Below are 14033 nucleotides of genomic sequence, written 5' to 3' on the forward strand. Positions count from 1 at the left end.
TCTTCGGCGCAAGCCCTCGACTGCGGTCGGGGGATAGCCGATCCCGTCTTTTGGTCGCGTAGCGGACTGTCGTTGTCGTAGGTGTGGTTTAGCGTGAGGTGCGTGCAGTACCGGTCGACGCGTACAGCGGTGTTTTCGGTGAAGTACCACGTGGTTTGGTGTCCGAAGTACCGCCACCGCGTCCTGGGCGGCGCAGCTGAGCTGCGGTTGAAGCAGATCATCGACGAGGTGGTCTGTGAGTTCGGCGGCAGGGTGATCGAGGTCGAAACGATGCCCGATCACGTACACGCGCTGGTCGAGCTGCCACCGCAGGTAGCGGTATCGAAACTCGTGCAAATCCTGAAAGGCCGGTCGTCGCGACGGCTGCGGCAGGAGTTCCCGTGTCTGGCGGGGATGAAGTGCTTGTGGTCGCCGTCGTGGTTGGTCTGCACCGTGGGCGGGGCGCCGCTGGATGTGGTGCGCCGCTATGCGGAGAACCAGAAACTCGCGGGCGCCCGAAAGCCGACGGCGGCGTAGCGATGGCGCACCGCTACCGCATGTATCCGACTGCTCGGCAGGCGGTGTTCATGCTGGAACGGCACTGTGCCGATGCCCGCTACATGTGGAATCTTGCCGTCGAGCAGTTCAACTGGGGGCGGTCTGGTCGATCGGCGCCGGGTCCGGCGGCCCGCCAGAAACAACTTGCTGAAGCCCGGCGGGCGTGTGAGTGGTTGGCGGCGGGGTCATCGGCGGTGCAGCAGCAGGCCCTGCGGGATTTCGATCGCGCCGTTTCGGGATTCTTCGATGGTGTGTACCGGCGGCCGACGTGGCGGCGTAAACACGTCGACGAGGGATTCTGCATTCGCGACAGCCGTGTGGAGACGGTGAATCGTAAATGGGCGCAGGTGTTTGTTCCGAAACTGGGGCTGGTGAAGTTCCGGCTCTCCCGCCCGGTGCCGGATGGCAGGCTTGGCATGGCCCGCGTCACTTATAAGGCGGGCCGCTGGCACGTCAGCTTCCCGGCTCCCCAGCCAGAGGTGCCGGCCACGCCGGGGCGTGAGGAACGCCTGGTCGGCATCGACCGGGGCGTGAAGACAACGCTGGCGTTGTCGGACGCCACGATGCTGCGGGCGCCGGTCATGCGCCGCGGCGAGCAGAAGATGCTGGCGCGCCTACAGCGTCAGCTGGCCCGCTGCCGCAGAGGCAGTGTGCGGCGTGGCAAGGTGAAAGCCCGTATCGCCAAACTGCACGCGAGGGTGGCGGATCGGCGTCGCGACTGGGTCGAGAAGACCACGACGCGTATCACCGCGACCTATGGCGTGATCGCGGTGGAGAAACTGCCCACCCGCAATATGGTGCGGGCGCCGAAACCCAAACCCGACCCCGACAACGAAGACGGCTACCTGCCGAACGGGAAAGCCGCGAAAGCGGGCTTGAATAAAGGGATTTACGCGAACTGCTGGGGTGTGATCGCCCAGCGTTTGCAACACAAGACGTCCGCATTAGGCACCACCCTCATCGAGGTGCCGGCCGCGTACAGCAGTCTGGAGTGCCGCAACTGTGGCCACAGCGTGAAGGAAAACCGTAAGAGCCAAGCGGAATTCCGGTGCGTGAAATGTGGCCACCAAGACCACGCCGACATCCAGGCAGCCAGCACCATCCTCGCCCGGGCCACATGGCCCGCGCACACCTCCGGGCCGGAGGCAACACCCGCCACCACGGGTGTGCTCGCGCAAGCGAGAAGACCCGATGACGCACAAGCGGCATAGGGAATCCCGCGATCCGCAGTCGCGGGAGAAGGTCAATGATGAACGCGATCCGCATCAAGCACGTCCCCGATTTCAAAGGCGAGGACGTTGTGCTGCTGGCGGTCGACGACGCCGGGCTCGACACCTTTCTGGCCGCCCTGATCCAGGCGCAGCAGCACGGATCGTCACGACTGCAACGCCGCGGAAGGGTTCACGAGTTCGTCATCGAGGCAGGCGCGGCCGACATCGAGCTCAGCGATGATCGCGTGCGCTGGCGGCTCGATCACACCAAAGCGGCCGAGATCATCGAGAAATTGAAGGTGTCGAGCAACAGCGAGCACCCGGGTCACCACTATGTCGATGACATGCTCAGTCCGGCGCCCACGCTTGTGCTGTCGCACAACCAGTACATATCGCCGAGTTGGCTCACCGCGGGCAAGGAACCGATTTTCGGCGACGAACCTGAATGAGCACACCAACAGCCCGCAGCAATCTGGGGTAGGCGCACCAAGCTCAGGCGCCTTCGCGTCTCGCCCGTTCGGACCTCCGGCGACGCCCCGACGGCACCGCGGCGTAGTGCTACAGGCGAATCGTCACGCTTGGCTCTGTGGCGGATAGTCCCGCCGGGCTGCTGCGCTCATTGTGGCTTGCACAGTGGCCAGCCGTCCCTGGCAGATTGCGATCTGGCTATCGATGAAGCCGATGTTCGCGTTCGGAGCGCTGCGGAGGTATTGCCAAAGTTGGATGGCCCTGGCGCTTCGGTCGACCTCCGTGCGCAATTCGTTGGCCGGTGCGTAGGGAAGCCACTCGCGGGGCCAGCGCTCAACAAAGGCCGCCGAGTCTCTCAACAACTGGTGTAGCTCGGCGGTCTGCCGGCTTGTGTCGGCCGGTCGTCTCAGGTGCCGTACCAACGCTTTAACGCTCACGATGACAAATGCGATCCCGATGCTGGCCAGAAATACTGGGAAGGATTTGTCTCCAAGGGCGTCGTTGCGGTTGGCGAGATAGGCGGCAGCGCTGTACATGTCCGAGAGGTTATTCGGCAGTGCGGGTTTGGCCGCCGTGGGGGAAGAGTAGTTCGGGGCGGGCGATGCGGCCGATTTTGCGCTGTAGGCGGCGCAGCAAGCTCAGCCCGTCGATATCGGAGAACTCGGTCACGATCGCGAAGTCCAGACCCGACCCGACCACATCGCTGGCCCAGGAACACTCGGTCAGGTACAGCACTCGCGTCCAGTCCAGGTCACTGAGTGGTTCGCCAGCGGTGACGGCGTGGGCAAGGCGGTAGGTGAGTTCGGCGAACTCCTTCCTGGTGGATAAACCCAATACCTGGTAGGGAAACGGTTTGCCGGATGCGGAGAACTGCCATTGGTACATCGCCTGCCAGATGAACTTCCGCTCGTCGTCGGTCAGTTCGACGCTCAGCAATTCCGGGGACGTTGTCATCCAGGCAATCTTATGATTGACGTCGGCCCTGGCATCTGGCGGTGGGCGATGACATCGGTGGTTAGCCCTGCGGATACGGCAGGTGTTGAGGGAACAGCAGGTTGGCCCGCTCGGCTCCGCCGATTTTGCGCTGGATGCGGCGCAGCATGCTCAGCGCGTCGGCGTCGGAGAGCCCCGTGGCGGCCGCGCAGTCTGGGCCCAACCCGATAAGGCTGCTGGCCCAGCAACACTCCGTCAAAAACAGTGCCCGCGCCCAGTCCAAATCGGTCAGCGGCCGGCCGTCTTCGACGGCGTCTGCCAGGCGCAGGGCAAGTTGGCTGAGCTCTTTGCCAGTGGATAACCCCAACGCCTGGAAGGGGAACGGCTTCCCGGATTCCGACAATGCCCATTGCGGCGCCCATTGGCGCAGCGACTTGGCAACGAATTCGCGTTGGTCGGCGGTCAGCTCGACAGCTTCCAACTCAGAAGAATCTGGCATCAGGACAATCCTATGGCCCTATTGGCCTACGTCTCCCTGCCGGTCCGGCCCTGACCCCGGTAGTCGCGATGTGGGCAGCCGTGATGATTTCGCTCGGAGTGCGCGCCCGCAGCCGGTCACGGCCTGTTGTCGGTGGCGCTGTCCCCGGTCGGCTTAGGCGCACTCAGATAGCGACGAAGTCCGCGCCCGACAGCGACGAAACACAGCACCGCCCCGGCTAGCAAACCCAGTGATGCCGCGCCCGGCTTCCACATCGAGCCGTGGTGGGGACCCCACGCCTGGATTCCCAATACTGCACTAAACAGCAGCAGATACAGCCCGCCGATGACCAGACCGATCAAGCCGCCCAGCTGCATCCGCTGGGTGGGCCCGAAGACCTCGCTGCGGGCGGGAGAAGCCGGATCCAGCTTCTTTTCACCGAGGTAGCCAAGCGCGGCCAGCACTACCCCGGGTACGGCCACCACCAAAGCGTCGGACAAATGTGGCGGCCCGCCCACCACTAAGCGCCCGACCCCCACCACAATCAACACCGCCCCCACCACCGCCGTGGAGATCAGCACGTTGCCGGTGGCGACTTTATGAACTGCGCGCTGAATTTTCGGCCAATCCACCACTCATCAAACCTAACGCCGGCAGACGCGGGCGGGCCGCGCCGGCTTAAGCCGCCGGCGGGCGTGTGAACGCCGAAACGGCTACCGGTAACCGTGGGATACTGCTCCCATCGAGGACAGCAGAGGGGGCGCTTAGATGCGTGAGCCTGTCAACGACCCGGCGACAGTCAACCAGATGCAGACTCGGGCAGAGATCACCGAGGCGGTAGCGCAGATCAGGCAACTTACGAATGACTGCGCAGCGTTGATCGAGCGAACCCCGTCGGCGCCCGACCCGGCCACCGCGTCGAACGTGAGGGGCGCGCTTCGACAGCACATCAGTGAGGCAGTCGACGGTGCCGCCGATGCGATCGAGCACTTGAGCAACCTGATGGGCGGGGGAGAGGACAGTCGGTGGGGCCATCCTGATCCGGGTCATCGTTCACCAGGGCAGGGCGGGCAAAGCGGCACGGATAGGCCTTGGCGTCCAGGCAGCCCCGGGTGAGGGCTAAGAACGTGTCGACCGTGTTGGATCCAGAAGCCTTCGCGACGACGACGCAATTCTTCGTTGACCAGTCGCTGCTGAGCGCGGACGAACGACAACAGATCCGCCGGCTGCTCGACGACGACTTCCCGTTCGCCGACGCCATCCGGGTGGCCGACAGCGTGCACGTGCACGTCAAGGTCGACGACGTTGCCGCTTTGCCGCACAACCGGATTCACCGATTGGGTGTAGTCCCGCAGAACGCGAATCCCGGCTATGTCAAGTACAGCTTTCCCGGCGGCCTCAACATGATCTTCTCCTCGATCCCGGTTGCCGCCGATGACCTGATAGCGGCTGTGGTGAGCCCCGCAAAGCCGTTCCTGGACCACGCCGGGATCGACATCCGCCGCGAAGAGCACACCTGTCGGACCGTCTTCGACGCAATCCCGGACCGTGCCGCATCCGTGGACTGGCGCACCGTCACCCAACATGGGCCAGTGCACTGCTGCCACACCGAGGTTGCCGGCAAACACTGGGTGTATCCGCCGGCATACCTGACCAGTTGGAAACGCCCGATCGAGATCGCCTTCGGCGCGCTGAAAGTCTTCGACGCCGCGATGGGCTGCGATCTACGCCCCCTCGACCCCGCGCATCCGCTGGCCGAATCGAGCACCGGCTGCTGCGCGGACAGCGCCGTTCCCCACTGCGGTGCGGAGGCCGGCGAGCGGCGCTAAAGACACCCCCTGATCGGATCCTCATGCGCCGCAGCCGTTTTCCGGCAAGTTATAGAGAGGATCACCTCAGATGCGTCGATACGTCTGCCGTACCGGGTGACCGAGCGCGGATCCCAGTTGCGCCAATTCAGCGGCAGTCAGCAAGTCGCGGCCCGGATACAAAGCACTGATGGTCCACCGGGCGAAGCCCATGGGCCATTCGTAGGCGAGGTCGTTCAAGGTGGTGACGGCGCCGCAGCACGGGGTGCTGACCGGCACCAGGTGAAACCCGGTATCGCTGTACTGGGCGTCCATCTGCTCGTGCCACCAGGGGATCGTCAGCTCAGTGTGGCAGTCGGGACACCGTATCGCCTCGAACAAGCCACCGGCATCAACAAACTCGACATAGGGCGTGGTGCGTGCCTCGATTTGTCCCTCCCCGCTGACAAACGAAGCAAAAGGCACCATTTGGCGGAACACTCTGACCGCCGCGTCGGCCGCCGCGACGTTGGGCACCCACGACGGCTCGGCCGGGAAGACCACCAACCAGGTGTCACTCAATGACGTTTCCCATCATCTGGTCTCGGCCCGGGTAGCGCTGCCGATCCAGGTGTGATGGACCATCCGCTGCTCATCGCCCAACCCTGCCAGGCATACGCGATCGCCGGTAGGTCGCGTCGCGGACCCACGGGTTTTAATCCTCTTGGCGGGCGCGTCAAGTTGGTGCGTTGGGGTAACCGCTGCCCAGTGTCTTGTGGCGTGTCAGCGCATGAGATAGGTGCTACCGATCGATGTTGTCGGAGAGGAACGACGCTTGAAACCGGAAGAACTCGATGTAGTGGAATTGCTGCGGCCACTGCCGGAGCACAACCTTCCGGCCGGTTCGAGGGGCACCGTCGTCATGGACTATACGAAGTACTCCGATACGGGCCTGCCCCGCGCCTATGAAGTGGAGTTCTCGGACTCCGACGGCGTCACCCAAGCGATGGTCACGCTCTACGAAGAGGACCTCCACGTAGTGTGGCGATCAGGTTGAGATCGACAGCCCGCATGGCCGCAAGTCGCGGTGTCCCGGGAATGGGGGGCGATGGGTTGGTTTAGCCCGCGCCGCGCCTTACGAGACCGGTCTGAGGATGGTGCACATGAGTCACAGTTCCGGCCCGACACCGGTTGACACCACCGTTCAGCCTCACTGGCAGCGCACCGGATACAAGTTCTTTCCCTATGCCGCAGAGCTGGCCGGCCAATGGTGGGTGCTCCGCGCCAACTACTGCTTTCCCGAACACGACTTGTGCACGTTGTTCATCGACAGTCGCGCCGTCGCCGACGTCACCGGCTCACCTGACGATCCACGACCGCTGATCGCCAGTATCGCTGGCCTGCACCCGATCACGCCGTGGGTCGATGCCGGCGTCCCGACCATGGCTCCCGGGCTGGCCGAGGCGGTCGTGGCGGCGGTGGCCGACTTCGTCGTGCACGGATCGCAGTCGAATGATCCGTGCGACTTGTGCGAATTCGCGGAGCGGGACCCCTACGAGCGCGCTCCCGCGTCTCCTGGCGAGAGTCGCGACCGCTGACGGCATCCTGTCGGCTGAATCGTGAAAAGATCGGCGCTATGGATTTTCATCCGATTAATCAGCTCTATGAGTTCACCCCGAAGATTGAATCGATGACGACCTCGGGGCGCAACCCGCTGCTGTTTGCAGACGCTCTGGATGAGGCAGAGTTCATCGATATGCGCATTTCCGCACAGCGCTCACGCGCCGGCATTCTCTGCGATCTTCGATTCTGTTACGGCTTCGAAGGATCCAACACCGCCCTGGTGGTGTTAACCGGTGTCGGAAAAATCACCTGGGCCAACGATGACTGGACCAGGCAGTGCCCCTGGCATGCCCGCTACGCGGGTTGGCAACCCGAAATACATCCGTGGACCGGCCATCCACTTCCGCCGTGGTTCGGCGGTCGCGACCATGTGTGGGCACTCGATGCCGAGGAGCCGTCGGCAGCCAGCGCGCCCACGGGATCTGACAACGAGAATGAACTGGTCCACGAATATATTTTGGATTTCGAAAGGTTGTCGGTGTCGGCATTGAGCGCCCAAATTTACATCGGGCATGTCGACGGAATGGATGGGGCACCACCGGACATGACAGAGTTGTCCGACGCTGAAATAATCGCCGGATTCCCACAGTGGTCCTCGGTGATGGGCGTGCACGAACATTACGTTTATCCCGAGCCGTAGGCCAATCCCGCAGCCGCGGAACCGAACTCATTTTTTTCGCAGTGCAAGACGAATCCACCCAAGTCGGTGCCCGGGGGGCGCCACGACTGCATACAGTCGCGGACGCAGCGACGCCTTGACCAAGTCTTCACGGCCGGACGCTGAGCCGGTCAGCGATCGACGCGGTGCTCAATACTGATGGGAGACTGGCAGCTGTGACCTACGATGACGCCTCCTGGCACCACGACTCCGTCATCGAGAACGGACTCGAGGCGCACCACGCGGCGACCCACATCGGCATGTTCTTCGCATGGCTGGCTCACCACGACATGGTCGACCCGTCATTTCGGGACGTAAGTCCCCTGATCGACCGGACCGTGACACCCGGCCGATTCCTGATCGACCACTGCTGCGGCGAGATCGACGAGTTCATGCTGACCAAGCGCGGCGCCGCCTTCACCGCCGCCGCGTACGGACCGTACGCCAAGGCGTACGACAGGATTCCGGAGGTTGCACGACATGATGTGAGCTATGCAGCACCCGACAGCTGGGAACTCTACGACGCAGTGGCACCACAAATCGATGAGGCCTACCGCCTCTTCAACGGTTGAGCCGATCCCTTGTTGGACGGCCGGTGCGGGAGCGCTGGGAGCGACGGGATTAGCTGGAGCTCAGTAGGATTCGGTAACTTTGTCCGCCGCAGTGATCGACGTCGAGGTCGATCTCGTGATGACAATGAAGCCGCGACTGCCTTTGGCGGATACCCGGGGTCTATTAGATGCCAGCCTGACCAAGGCAGGGCTCTCGTTGGACGACGCAGTGGTATTCACGATCAGTAGCACAAGCCCTCAGCGAAGAGACATCATCATTTCGGGTCATGAAGACGCTGTTAGGCGTTGTTGACGAGGGCGCCACATCACTGAAGTACCAACAGCGTGCTCTGGCATCAACCTCTGCCATCAGACTCTTCTCCGATACCACGCTCGCGAAGTCGAGCCCGACCGCCATGCCCATGCTGCAGTGCCGGCGCCGCGGGCTCTGTGTGCACGGGCTAGCCGGCATCATCACCCCCGCCGACACCAGAAACGACTCGCTCACCGCAGGCACGAAACATCGCTACGGTGATTTCCGAATCGGCCCGAACCGAAGGAGGATGACGATGGCGGCCAAGTTCGAGATTTACAAGGACTCACGCGGAGAATTCCTTCCGTCTCAAAGCAGCCAACGGCGAAGTGATCGCCACGGGCGAAGGCTACAAGTCGAAAGCGGGCGCAGAGAACGGCATCAAGTCGGTGCAGACCAACGCACCCGGCGCGACAGTGGTTGACCTGACCGGCTAACGCGGTCAGCTTCAGGGTTGGCGTTCGCAGCGCGGCCAACGTCCAGACCGACCACCTGAGCGAGCTCCGCTGGCGATGCTGCAAAACGGAAGCGGCTCAACGCTTCTCCGCGTGATGCATGCGTCGGCTCGAGGAAGAAGTCGTCGTGGCGCAGCTTGGTTCACGACGTCAACGACCGTGGAGATAAGCCGGTTTCAGCCAAGCGTGTCGGGCCGAGCGAAGCGCCTATGCGCTCTGGACGAGCTCGTCCACCCAGCCCGGTGTCGATACGTCCACTTTGGTGTCGCCGTCGAACACGTTCGGTGTCTCTATTTGTGAATTAAGGCCCTTGAGTGTCGCTTCGGCGTTGGCCGCCTTGGCGCGGGCCGCGCTGACCAGTCGCCGCGAGGTGATGCAGTCGCTCACACTTGGGGGCGCTCCGACCGATGTGGCCAGATGCGCCAACTCGGCGTCGGTGCGATCGGTTCCCGCCCCCTCCGCCGGCTGGAAGTTGGAGGCGAACAGGTCGACGTAGAAGTTGGTGTACATCTGCGGATCTTTGGTCTGTGCCACGCAATAACTGGCCGTGACGGCGCGGGTCGAGTAGTCGCCGCTCGCGGATCGATCATCGAGGAAGTTCAGCAAGTGGTAGCGCACCACGATCTTGTGTTCGCTCACCGCCCGCTGCAGATCGGTCACCGACGAAGTGACGAACTTGCTGCAGGGAGGGCAGATCGGCTCGTCGAAGATGTCTATCGTCAGAGAAGCGGTGGGATATCCGATCTGCACGCCATCATCGAGTTCAGTCAGCGCCACCGCCGGTGTCACCGGTGTCGGGGCCGCCAGCCAGACGACCAGACCCACAATGGCCGCGATCACGGCCGCGCCGGCTACAAGCCAAATCCAGCCGGTGCGCCGCCGTGCCGGGCGATAGGGCGGCTGCCACATCGGCGGTCCCGGCACCCCGGGCGGGTACGGCGGCGCGGCGGTGAAGGGATATTGGCCGCCCGGAGAAAGGCCCTGGCCCGGCGAGGCCTGCCAAGGCGGCACCGGCGGCGCCCACGGCGCTGAGCCCGGCGGCGGGTGCGGCGGTGTGACCGGCGGCGAGTTCCAGCCGCCCGGTGGACTCCACGGCTGCGGGACGCCGTGGTGCGGCTGCCCGCCCTGCGGCGGCTGCCAACCGCGCCCCTCAGGGTGGCTCATGGCCGTTCACACTCCTTGCCCTCTGAACCCTGAACCGGCCGATGCCGGCAGCAGCGGTAGTGGGTCCTCTGGTTGCCGACAGCATTCCAGGTCAGCACCCGGTGGTTCGTGCCCTCTCACGACAGACACTACGGCGAGCCGGCAACCACGGCAGCCGATGCTGCTCTCGATGCCGGCGGGCTGCGGTAACACGAACGACGACTCCCGCGGCGGCCGGCGAGCCGGCTGCCGCTCACCGTGGTCAGTTCAGCGGCGCGGGGACATTTGGCTGCAGCGACTGGGCTTCACCTTGGCCGTCTTCGGCGGGTTTGCTGGCCGAGCCGAGGTTGTCTTGCAGGGTGTTCAGGATGGACAGACCCTGCGCGACGACGCCGGTGATCATCTCGTTGATGCCTTCCGGCCCGTTGAGGACCGTCAGCCTGGCGCCCGAAAGTCCCTTGGCCGCCTCGGACACCAGCAACGGCAGCTGCTCGATGAGTTGTTGATCCAAGGCGATTCTGTTGTTGGAGGCCGCGGCCTCGGCCGCGATTGTGGTGCGGTCGGCGTCGGCCTGGGCAAGGATGCGCACCCGCTCGGCTTCGGCCTCGGCGGGCTTGACCACCTCGGCCTGCAATTCCTGCTCACGCAGTTCGGCGCGTTTCTGGGCCAGCAGCCGCTGCTCAGCGAGGACCTCTTGCTGCGCGCGCGCCTGGGCCAGCGGGGCCGCCTGGGCGGCTTCGGCGTTGGCGCGGTCGATGTCTTTTTTGTACTGGGCCTGCAAAATCTCGGTTTCCCGTTGATATTTGGCCTGCTCGCGGGCCGAGGCCTGCTCGGCCTCGGCGGCCGCCTGGCGGGCCTGGGCCTGGGCGATCTGGGCGTCGCGCTGTACGGCGGCGTTGTGCGGCGCAGCCAGCGCGGCGATGTAGCCCAGGTTGCCGTCGTCGATGGACTGGATCTGAAACGAATCCACCAACAACCCGATGTTGCCCATCTCGATCTTGGACGCGGTCAGCACCTCATCGGCCAGTTTTTGGCGCTCCCGGATGATCTCCTCAACTGTCATCGAGCCCACGATCGAACGCAGATGACCGGAGAAGATCCGCCCGGTCAGCGTCGACATCTCCTGTTCCTGTTCGGACAGGAAGCGCTGGGCGGCGTTGACGATCGAGGCGGTGTCGTTGGCCACCTTGAACGCGATCACCGCCCGCACGTCGAGCAAGATGCCCTGGCTGGTCACGCAGCGCTCCTCGATCTCGGCCTCATACATCGCCAACGACAAAAAGCTGACCCGCCGGAAAAACGGCATCACCCACTTGCCGTGCCCGATCACCACCCGGAACGGTTCCTCACCGCGCGAGCGGGCCCCGCTGATCAGCATCGCCTCATCGGGCTCGGGAACGTGATAACCCAACATGAACTAATCCCCTCTCACAGTGTCACCACCACGGGCGCTGCCGGCCACGGCACCACCTGCACCTGCCGACCCGGACGCACCGCCACGATCAACACCGTCTCACCCGCAGCGATCGGCTGCTCGGCAAACGCGATATAGACCTCCGTGTCGCCCCGAACCGCCACCCCAACCCCGTGGCGTCATGGACCGCATGCGCTGATCCTAACGACCATCCGGCGCCCCTCGGCGCACCAATTTGCCGGCGACAATTCCGGCGCCAAATCCGAGCCGCAGCAACTGTTTCCGCACATTCGCATCGGTCTGTCGGCAGGATCTGGGCGCACATCCGCCGGCCGCGGCAGCGGTGGCCGGTGCATCGGGCAGTCTGCGCGATCCCCGGTGGTTGCAGACAGGCCATTATTTGGGCGGGAGGGCATCGAGCGCCACGACGCGGCCGTCCGGCGTCAGCCGGAACCTCACCAGGGTCTGGCCGGATGGGCAGCATGGCGGCTCGCCGCCCACGAACCACATGTATTGGACTGTGACGGTGTCACCGTCCCAGTCGGCGACATCTATGCCGGGACGTGGAGTGGGCGTGGCCGTTTCGACGAAGGCCGGTCCGTTGAAGAAGAGCAGCTGCTTGGGCTGGCCAAGCTCGCGCGCTGTTAGCAGTGTCCAAAACAGCCGGCAGTCGTTCGTGTGCCCGCTGGTGGCCGGATACCACGGAAGGTCTTCTCGGAGCTTGGGTATCGACGTGATCGCTGCTTGGATGGCCGCCTCGTCGGGGCCAGAACCGGGCGGACAGTCGGCCTGAATTTTCATGTGACGCGGCACAGGGTCGGACAGCATGTACGCCAGGCCGGTGATTCCCCCGACCACCACGGCCGATGCCACGACCGATCCGACAGCGGCGCCGATCGCAATCGACAACCAGCGGGCCGCGTTTCGGCGGAGCAGGGCGGCCACCGCGGCGGCGAGCAGCAACACCACCGTCGGAAAAGCGAGCAGGCCCCACATTGTCGCGTCGCTGAGATGCGACCTGATCCCAACGAGCTCAACAAAACCCGCCAGCAGCAGCACCGGCCCGAGCACCAGCCCGCCTATGAACGGTCCCCGCGAGATCGGGATTTTGCGACCGGGAGCGGCGTGCTCATCGGGGCGCAGCAGCGCTGCGCCGTGGGTGCTGTCGTGCCCCCGGTTGCGTTGCCCTACCGCCCTCATGCAAGCAGCATAGGGCCGCACGCAGGGGTCCTCCCGCACCAAATTTCCTGCGCTTCCTTTCAGCGGTGGTGTCGGATTGCGATACCCCGGGGACAGCAGTGACGAACGATCCTGCTTCTGAATACCAAGGGCCGCCGCGTTGTTCACCGCGCCCCACAACGGGCGAAGCAGATCTCCGACGCCGAACGGGCACGATTAGCCCAGTGTTGCAACCTATTTGGCATCACAGGCCGCGGCCAACCAGGTTCGGCCCGCTGCAAAGCCCGGCGCAACCGCAGCCAAAATCCGCAAAGTTGGTGCGCGATACCAATAGCGGGCGCCCGTATGCTGACCAGGTGGACAGTCGCCGACTGCGCGTGAACAGTCGGTCGGCTTGCGCGGTGGCGCTGGTCCGGTCCGCCGCCATGGCGCTTGTCGCCGCGTTGGCGTTGATGACCGCCGGATGCGGGCCGGGAAATAGTCCGGCCTTCACATCTGCAAGCCCGCCGGCGAACCGGGTGACACCCGCATCCTCCGGGGCCGGCGCGCCACCGGCATCGCCACCGGACTGCAACGCCATGAGCATCGGATACGAGCCGAAGCTGGCCGACCAGCATGTGCGCTGCGTGCTGACGATCAACGCCGAGCTGAGACTTGCCGTGTCGAGCGATCCCGCATGGTCGTTCGTGCTCGACAGCAAGGGCGCCCAGGTTCAGCAGTTCGAAGAGCCCGCGGACCGTATCGGGGAGACCGGTGCCGGGCCGCTTCTGCAGGACATCGACGGCGACGGCACACCCGAGCTGTTGGTGGTCACCGACATCGGCGGGACCGGCGGCGAACCGATGGCCGTGTGGCGGCTGACCGCGCCGCCGCTTTTCGTGCGCGCCGGTGAAATCTTCGGGTTCCGGCGCTTCTACCAAACGCCGGAGGGATTCTTCGGCAACTATGCCCACAGCAGTGCGGCGTCAGGAGTCGTCACCCTGTATCAGTGGGTGGACAACAAGTTGGTCGAGGTGGCGCTGCTCGACGTGCAGGTGTCCGGCCGGGAAAACGCGCCCGGCGATGACCATGACTGGGTGCTAAACGGAAACACCGAGTGCCGGCTGAGCACTGCCGATTACCCGCCCGGCGCGCGGGAAGCGCGGATGGCGGCGCTGCGGGCAGCCGGGATCGATCCGGCGACCGCAGCGCAGCGATTCTGCACACAGCCCTGGGTGGCCACCATTTATCGCTGACGGTGCCCTGAACGGTTGCGGTGTCCTCGCGCAACGAAATTGGTGCCG

General features: G+C 64.4%; 19 protein-coding genes and 1 pseudogene. 10 read left to right on the forward strand and 10 right to left on the reverse strand.

Annotated elements, in window-relative coordinates:
- Positions 1 to 102: 102 nt before the first annotated feature.
- The 3 genes from tnpA to G6N47_RS26465 are packed head-to-tail and all read left to right on the forward strand — an operon-like array spanning position 103 to position 2197.
- Complete coding sequence (gene tnpA, locus G6N47_RS26455) at positions 103 to 516, forward strand: IS200/IS605 family transposase (RefSeq protein WP_083132689.1); 414 nt, start codon at positions 103 to 105, stop codon at positions 514 to 516.
- Between the two features lie 2 nt (positions 517 to 518).
- A complete protein-coding gene (locus tag G6N47_RS26460; protein ID WP_083132690.1) occupies positions 519 to 1748 on the forward strand; it encodes an RNA-guided endonuclease InsQ/TnpB family protein in 1230 nt (409 codons plus the stop codon).
- Between the two features lie 35 nt (positions 1749 to 1783).
- Positions 1784 to 2197, forward strand: a complete 414-nt coding sequence (locus G6N47_RS26465) for a hypothetical protein (protein WP_139799573.1) — start codon at positions 1784 to 1786, stop codon at positions 2195 to 2197.
- Between the two features lie 123 nt (positions 2198 to 2320).
- On the opposite strand, the gene G6N47_RS26470 is transcribed toward G6N47_RS26465, so the two are convergent.
- The 4 genes from G6N47_RS26470 to G6N47_RS26485 form a co-directional block, all read right to left on the reverse strand.
- Positions 2321 to 2752 carry a hypothetical protein gene (locus tag G6N47_RS26470; RefSeq protein WP_083132692.1) on the reverse strand — a complete coding sequence of 144 codons (432 nt, stop codon included), beginning with the start codon at positions 2750 to 2752 and terminating at the stop codon, positions 2321 to 2323.
- Positions 2753 to 2762: 10 nt separating this feature from the next.
- Complete coding sequence (locus G6N47_RS26475; RefSeq protein WP_083132693.1) at positions 2763 to 3170, reverse strand: hypothetical protein; 408 nt, start codon at positions 3168 to 3170, stop codon at positions 2763 to 2765.
- A gap of 61 nt (positions 3171 to 3231) precedes the next feature.
- On the reverse strand, positions 3232 to 3648 hold the full coding sequence (locus G6N47_RS26480) for a hypothetical protein (protein WP_139799574.1): 417 nt from the start codon (positions 3646 to 3648) through the stop codon (positions 3232 to 3234).
- Between the two features lie 116 nt (positions 3649 to 3764).
- Positions 3765 to 4262 carry a hypothetical protein gene (locus tag G6N47_RS26485; RefSeq protein ID WP_083132695.1) on the reverse strand — a complete coding sequence of 166 codons (498 nt, stop codon included), beginning with the start codon at positions 4260 to 4262 and terminating at the stop codon, positions 3765 to 3767.
- 477 nt (positions 4263 to 4739) lie between these two features.
- Here G6N47_RS26485 and G6N47_RS26490 point away from each other — a divergent pair, with 477 nt between their 5' ends.
- Complete coding sequence (locus G6N47_RS26490) at positions 4740 to 5456, forward strand: hypothetical protein (protein WP_163659899.1); 717 nt, start codon at positions 4740 to 4742, stop codon at positions 5454 to 5456.
- A gap of 66 nt (positions 5457 to 5522) precedes the next feature.
- On the opposite strand, the gene G6N47_RS26495 is transcribed toward G6N47_RS26490, so the two are convergent.
- Entirely contained in the window at positions 5523 to 5996 is a 474-nt protein-coding gene (locus G6N47_RS26495) for a hypothetical protein (protein ID WP_139799575.1), read from the reverse strand.
- 253 nt (positions 5997 to 6249) lie between these two features.
- On the opposite strand from G6N47_RS26495, the gene G6N47_RS26500 reads away from it, so the two are divergent.
- The 5 genes and pseudogenes from G6N47_RS26500 (at position 6250) to G6N47_RS26520 (ending at position 8996) form a co-directional block, all read left to right on the forward strand.
- On the forward strand, positions 6250 to 6471 hold the full coding sequence (locus G6N47_RS26500) for a DUF4926 domain-containing protein (protein WP_083132698.1): 222 nt from the start codon (positions 6250 to 6252) through the stop codon (positions 6469 to 6471).
- Positions 6472 to 6577: 106 nt separating this feature from the next.
- Positions 6578 to 7012: a hypothetical protein gene (locus G6N47_RS26505; RefSeq protein WP_179966477.1), complete on the forward strand. Its 435-nt coding sequence runs from the start codon at positions 6578 to 6580 to the stop codon at positions 7010 to 7012.
- A 38-nt stretch (positions 7013 to 7050) separates the two neighbouring features.
- Positions 7051 to 7677 (forward strand): hypothetical protein, encoded by a 627-nt coding sequence (locus G6N47_RS26510; protein ID WP_083132699.1) that lies wholly within the window; start codon positions 7051 to 7053, stop codon positions 7675 to 7677.
- A 194-nt stretch (positions 7678 to 7871) separates the two neighbouring features.
- The gene (locus tag G6N47_RS26515) at positions 7872 to 8267 is read left to right on the forward strand and encodes a DUF7832 domain-containing protein (protein WP_083132700.1); all 396 of its coding nucleotides are present in this window, start codon (positions 7872 to 7874) and stop codon (positions 8265 to 8267) included.
- A 548-nt stretch (positions 8268 to 8815) separates the two neighbouring features.
- Positions 8816 to 8996 (forward strand): annotated as a pseudogene (locus G6N47_RS26520) (YegP family protein).
- 225 nt (positions 8997 to 9221) lie between these two features.
- Here the strand turns inward: G6N47_RS26520 and G6N47_RS26525 are convergent.
- From G6N47_RS26525 to G6N47_RS26540, 5 genes are all read right to left on the reverse strand, one after another.
- Positions 9222 to 10178: a DsbA family protein gene (locus tag G6N47_RS26525; RefSeq protein WP_139799576.1), complete on the reverse strand. Its 957-nt coding sequence runs from the start codon at positions 10176 to 10178 to the stop codon at positions 9222 to 9224.
- 241 nt (positions 10179 to 10419) lie between these two features.
- Entirely contained in the window at positions 10420 to 11571 is a 1152-nt protein-coding gene (locus G6N47_RS26530) for a flotillin family protein (protein WP_083132702.1), read from the reverse strand.
- Positions 11572 to 11585: 14 nt separating this feature from the next.
- The gene (locus tag G6N47_RS29255) at positions 11586 to 11735 is read right to left on the reverse strand and encodes a hypothetical protein (RefSeq protein WP_169717268.1); all 150 of its coding nucleotides are present in this window, start codon (positions 11733 to 11735) and stop codon (positions 11586 to 11588) included.
- 232 nt (positions 11736 to 11967) lie between these two features.
- Entirely contained in the window at positions 11968 to 12771 is an 804-nt protein-coding gene (locus tag G6N47_RS26535; RefSeq protein ID WP_083132703.1) for an LppP/LprE family lipoprotein, read from the reverse strand.
- Between the two features lie 223 nt (positions 12772 to 12994).
- Positions 12995 to 13330: a hypothetical protein gene (locus G6N47_RS26540; RefSeq protein ID WP_083132704.1), complete on the reverse strand. Its 336-nt coding sequence runs from the start codon at positions 13328 to 13330 to the stop codon at positions 12995 to 12997.
- Between G6N47_RS26540 and G6N47_RS26545 the strand changes: the two genes are divergently transcribed.
- Positions 13329 to 13985 carry a hypothetical protein gene (locus tag G6N47_RS26545; RefSeq protein ID WP_083132705.1) on the forward strand — a complete coding sequence of 219 codons (657 nt, stop codon included), beginning with the start codon at positions 13329 to 13331 and terminating at the stop codon, positions 13983 to 13985. The genes G6N47_RS26540 and G6N47_RS26545 overlap by 2 nt on opposite strands.
- Positions 13986 to 14033: the final 48 nt, after the last annotated feature.

Origin of the sequence: Mycobacterium branderi, assembly GCF_010728725.1 — a bacterium.
GTDB lineage: Bacteria > Actinomycetota > Actinomycetes > Mycobacteriales > Mycobacteriaceae > Mycobacterium > Mycobacterium branderi.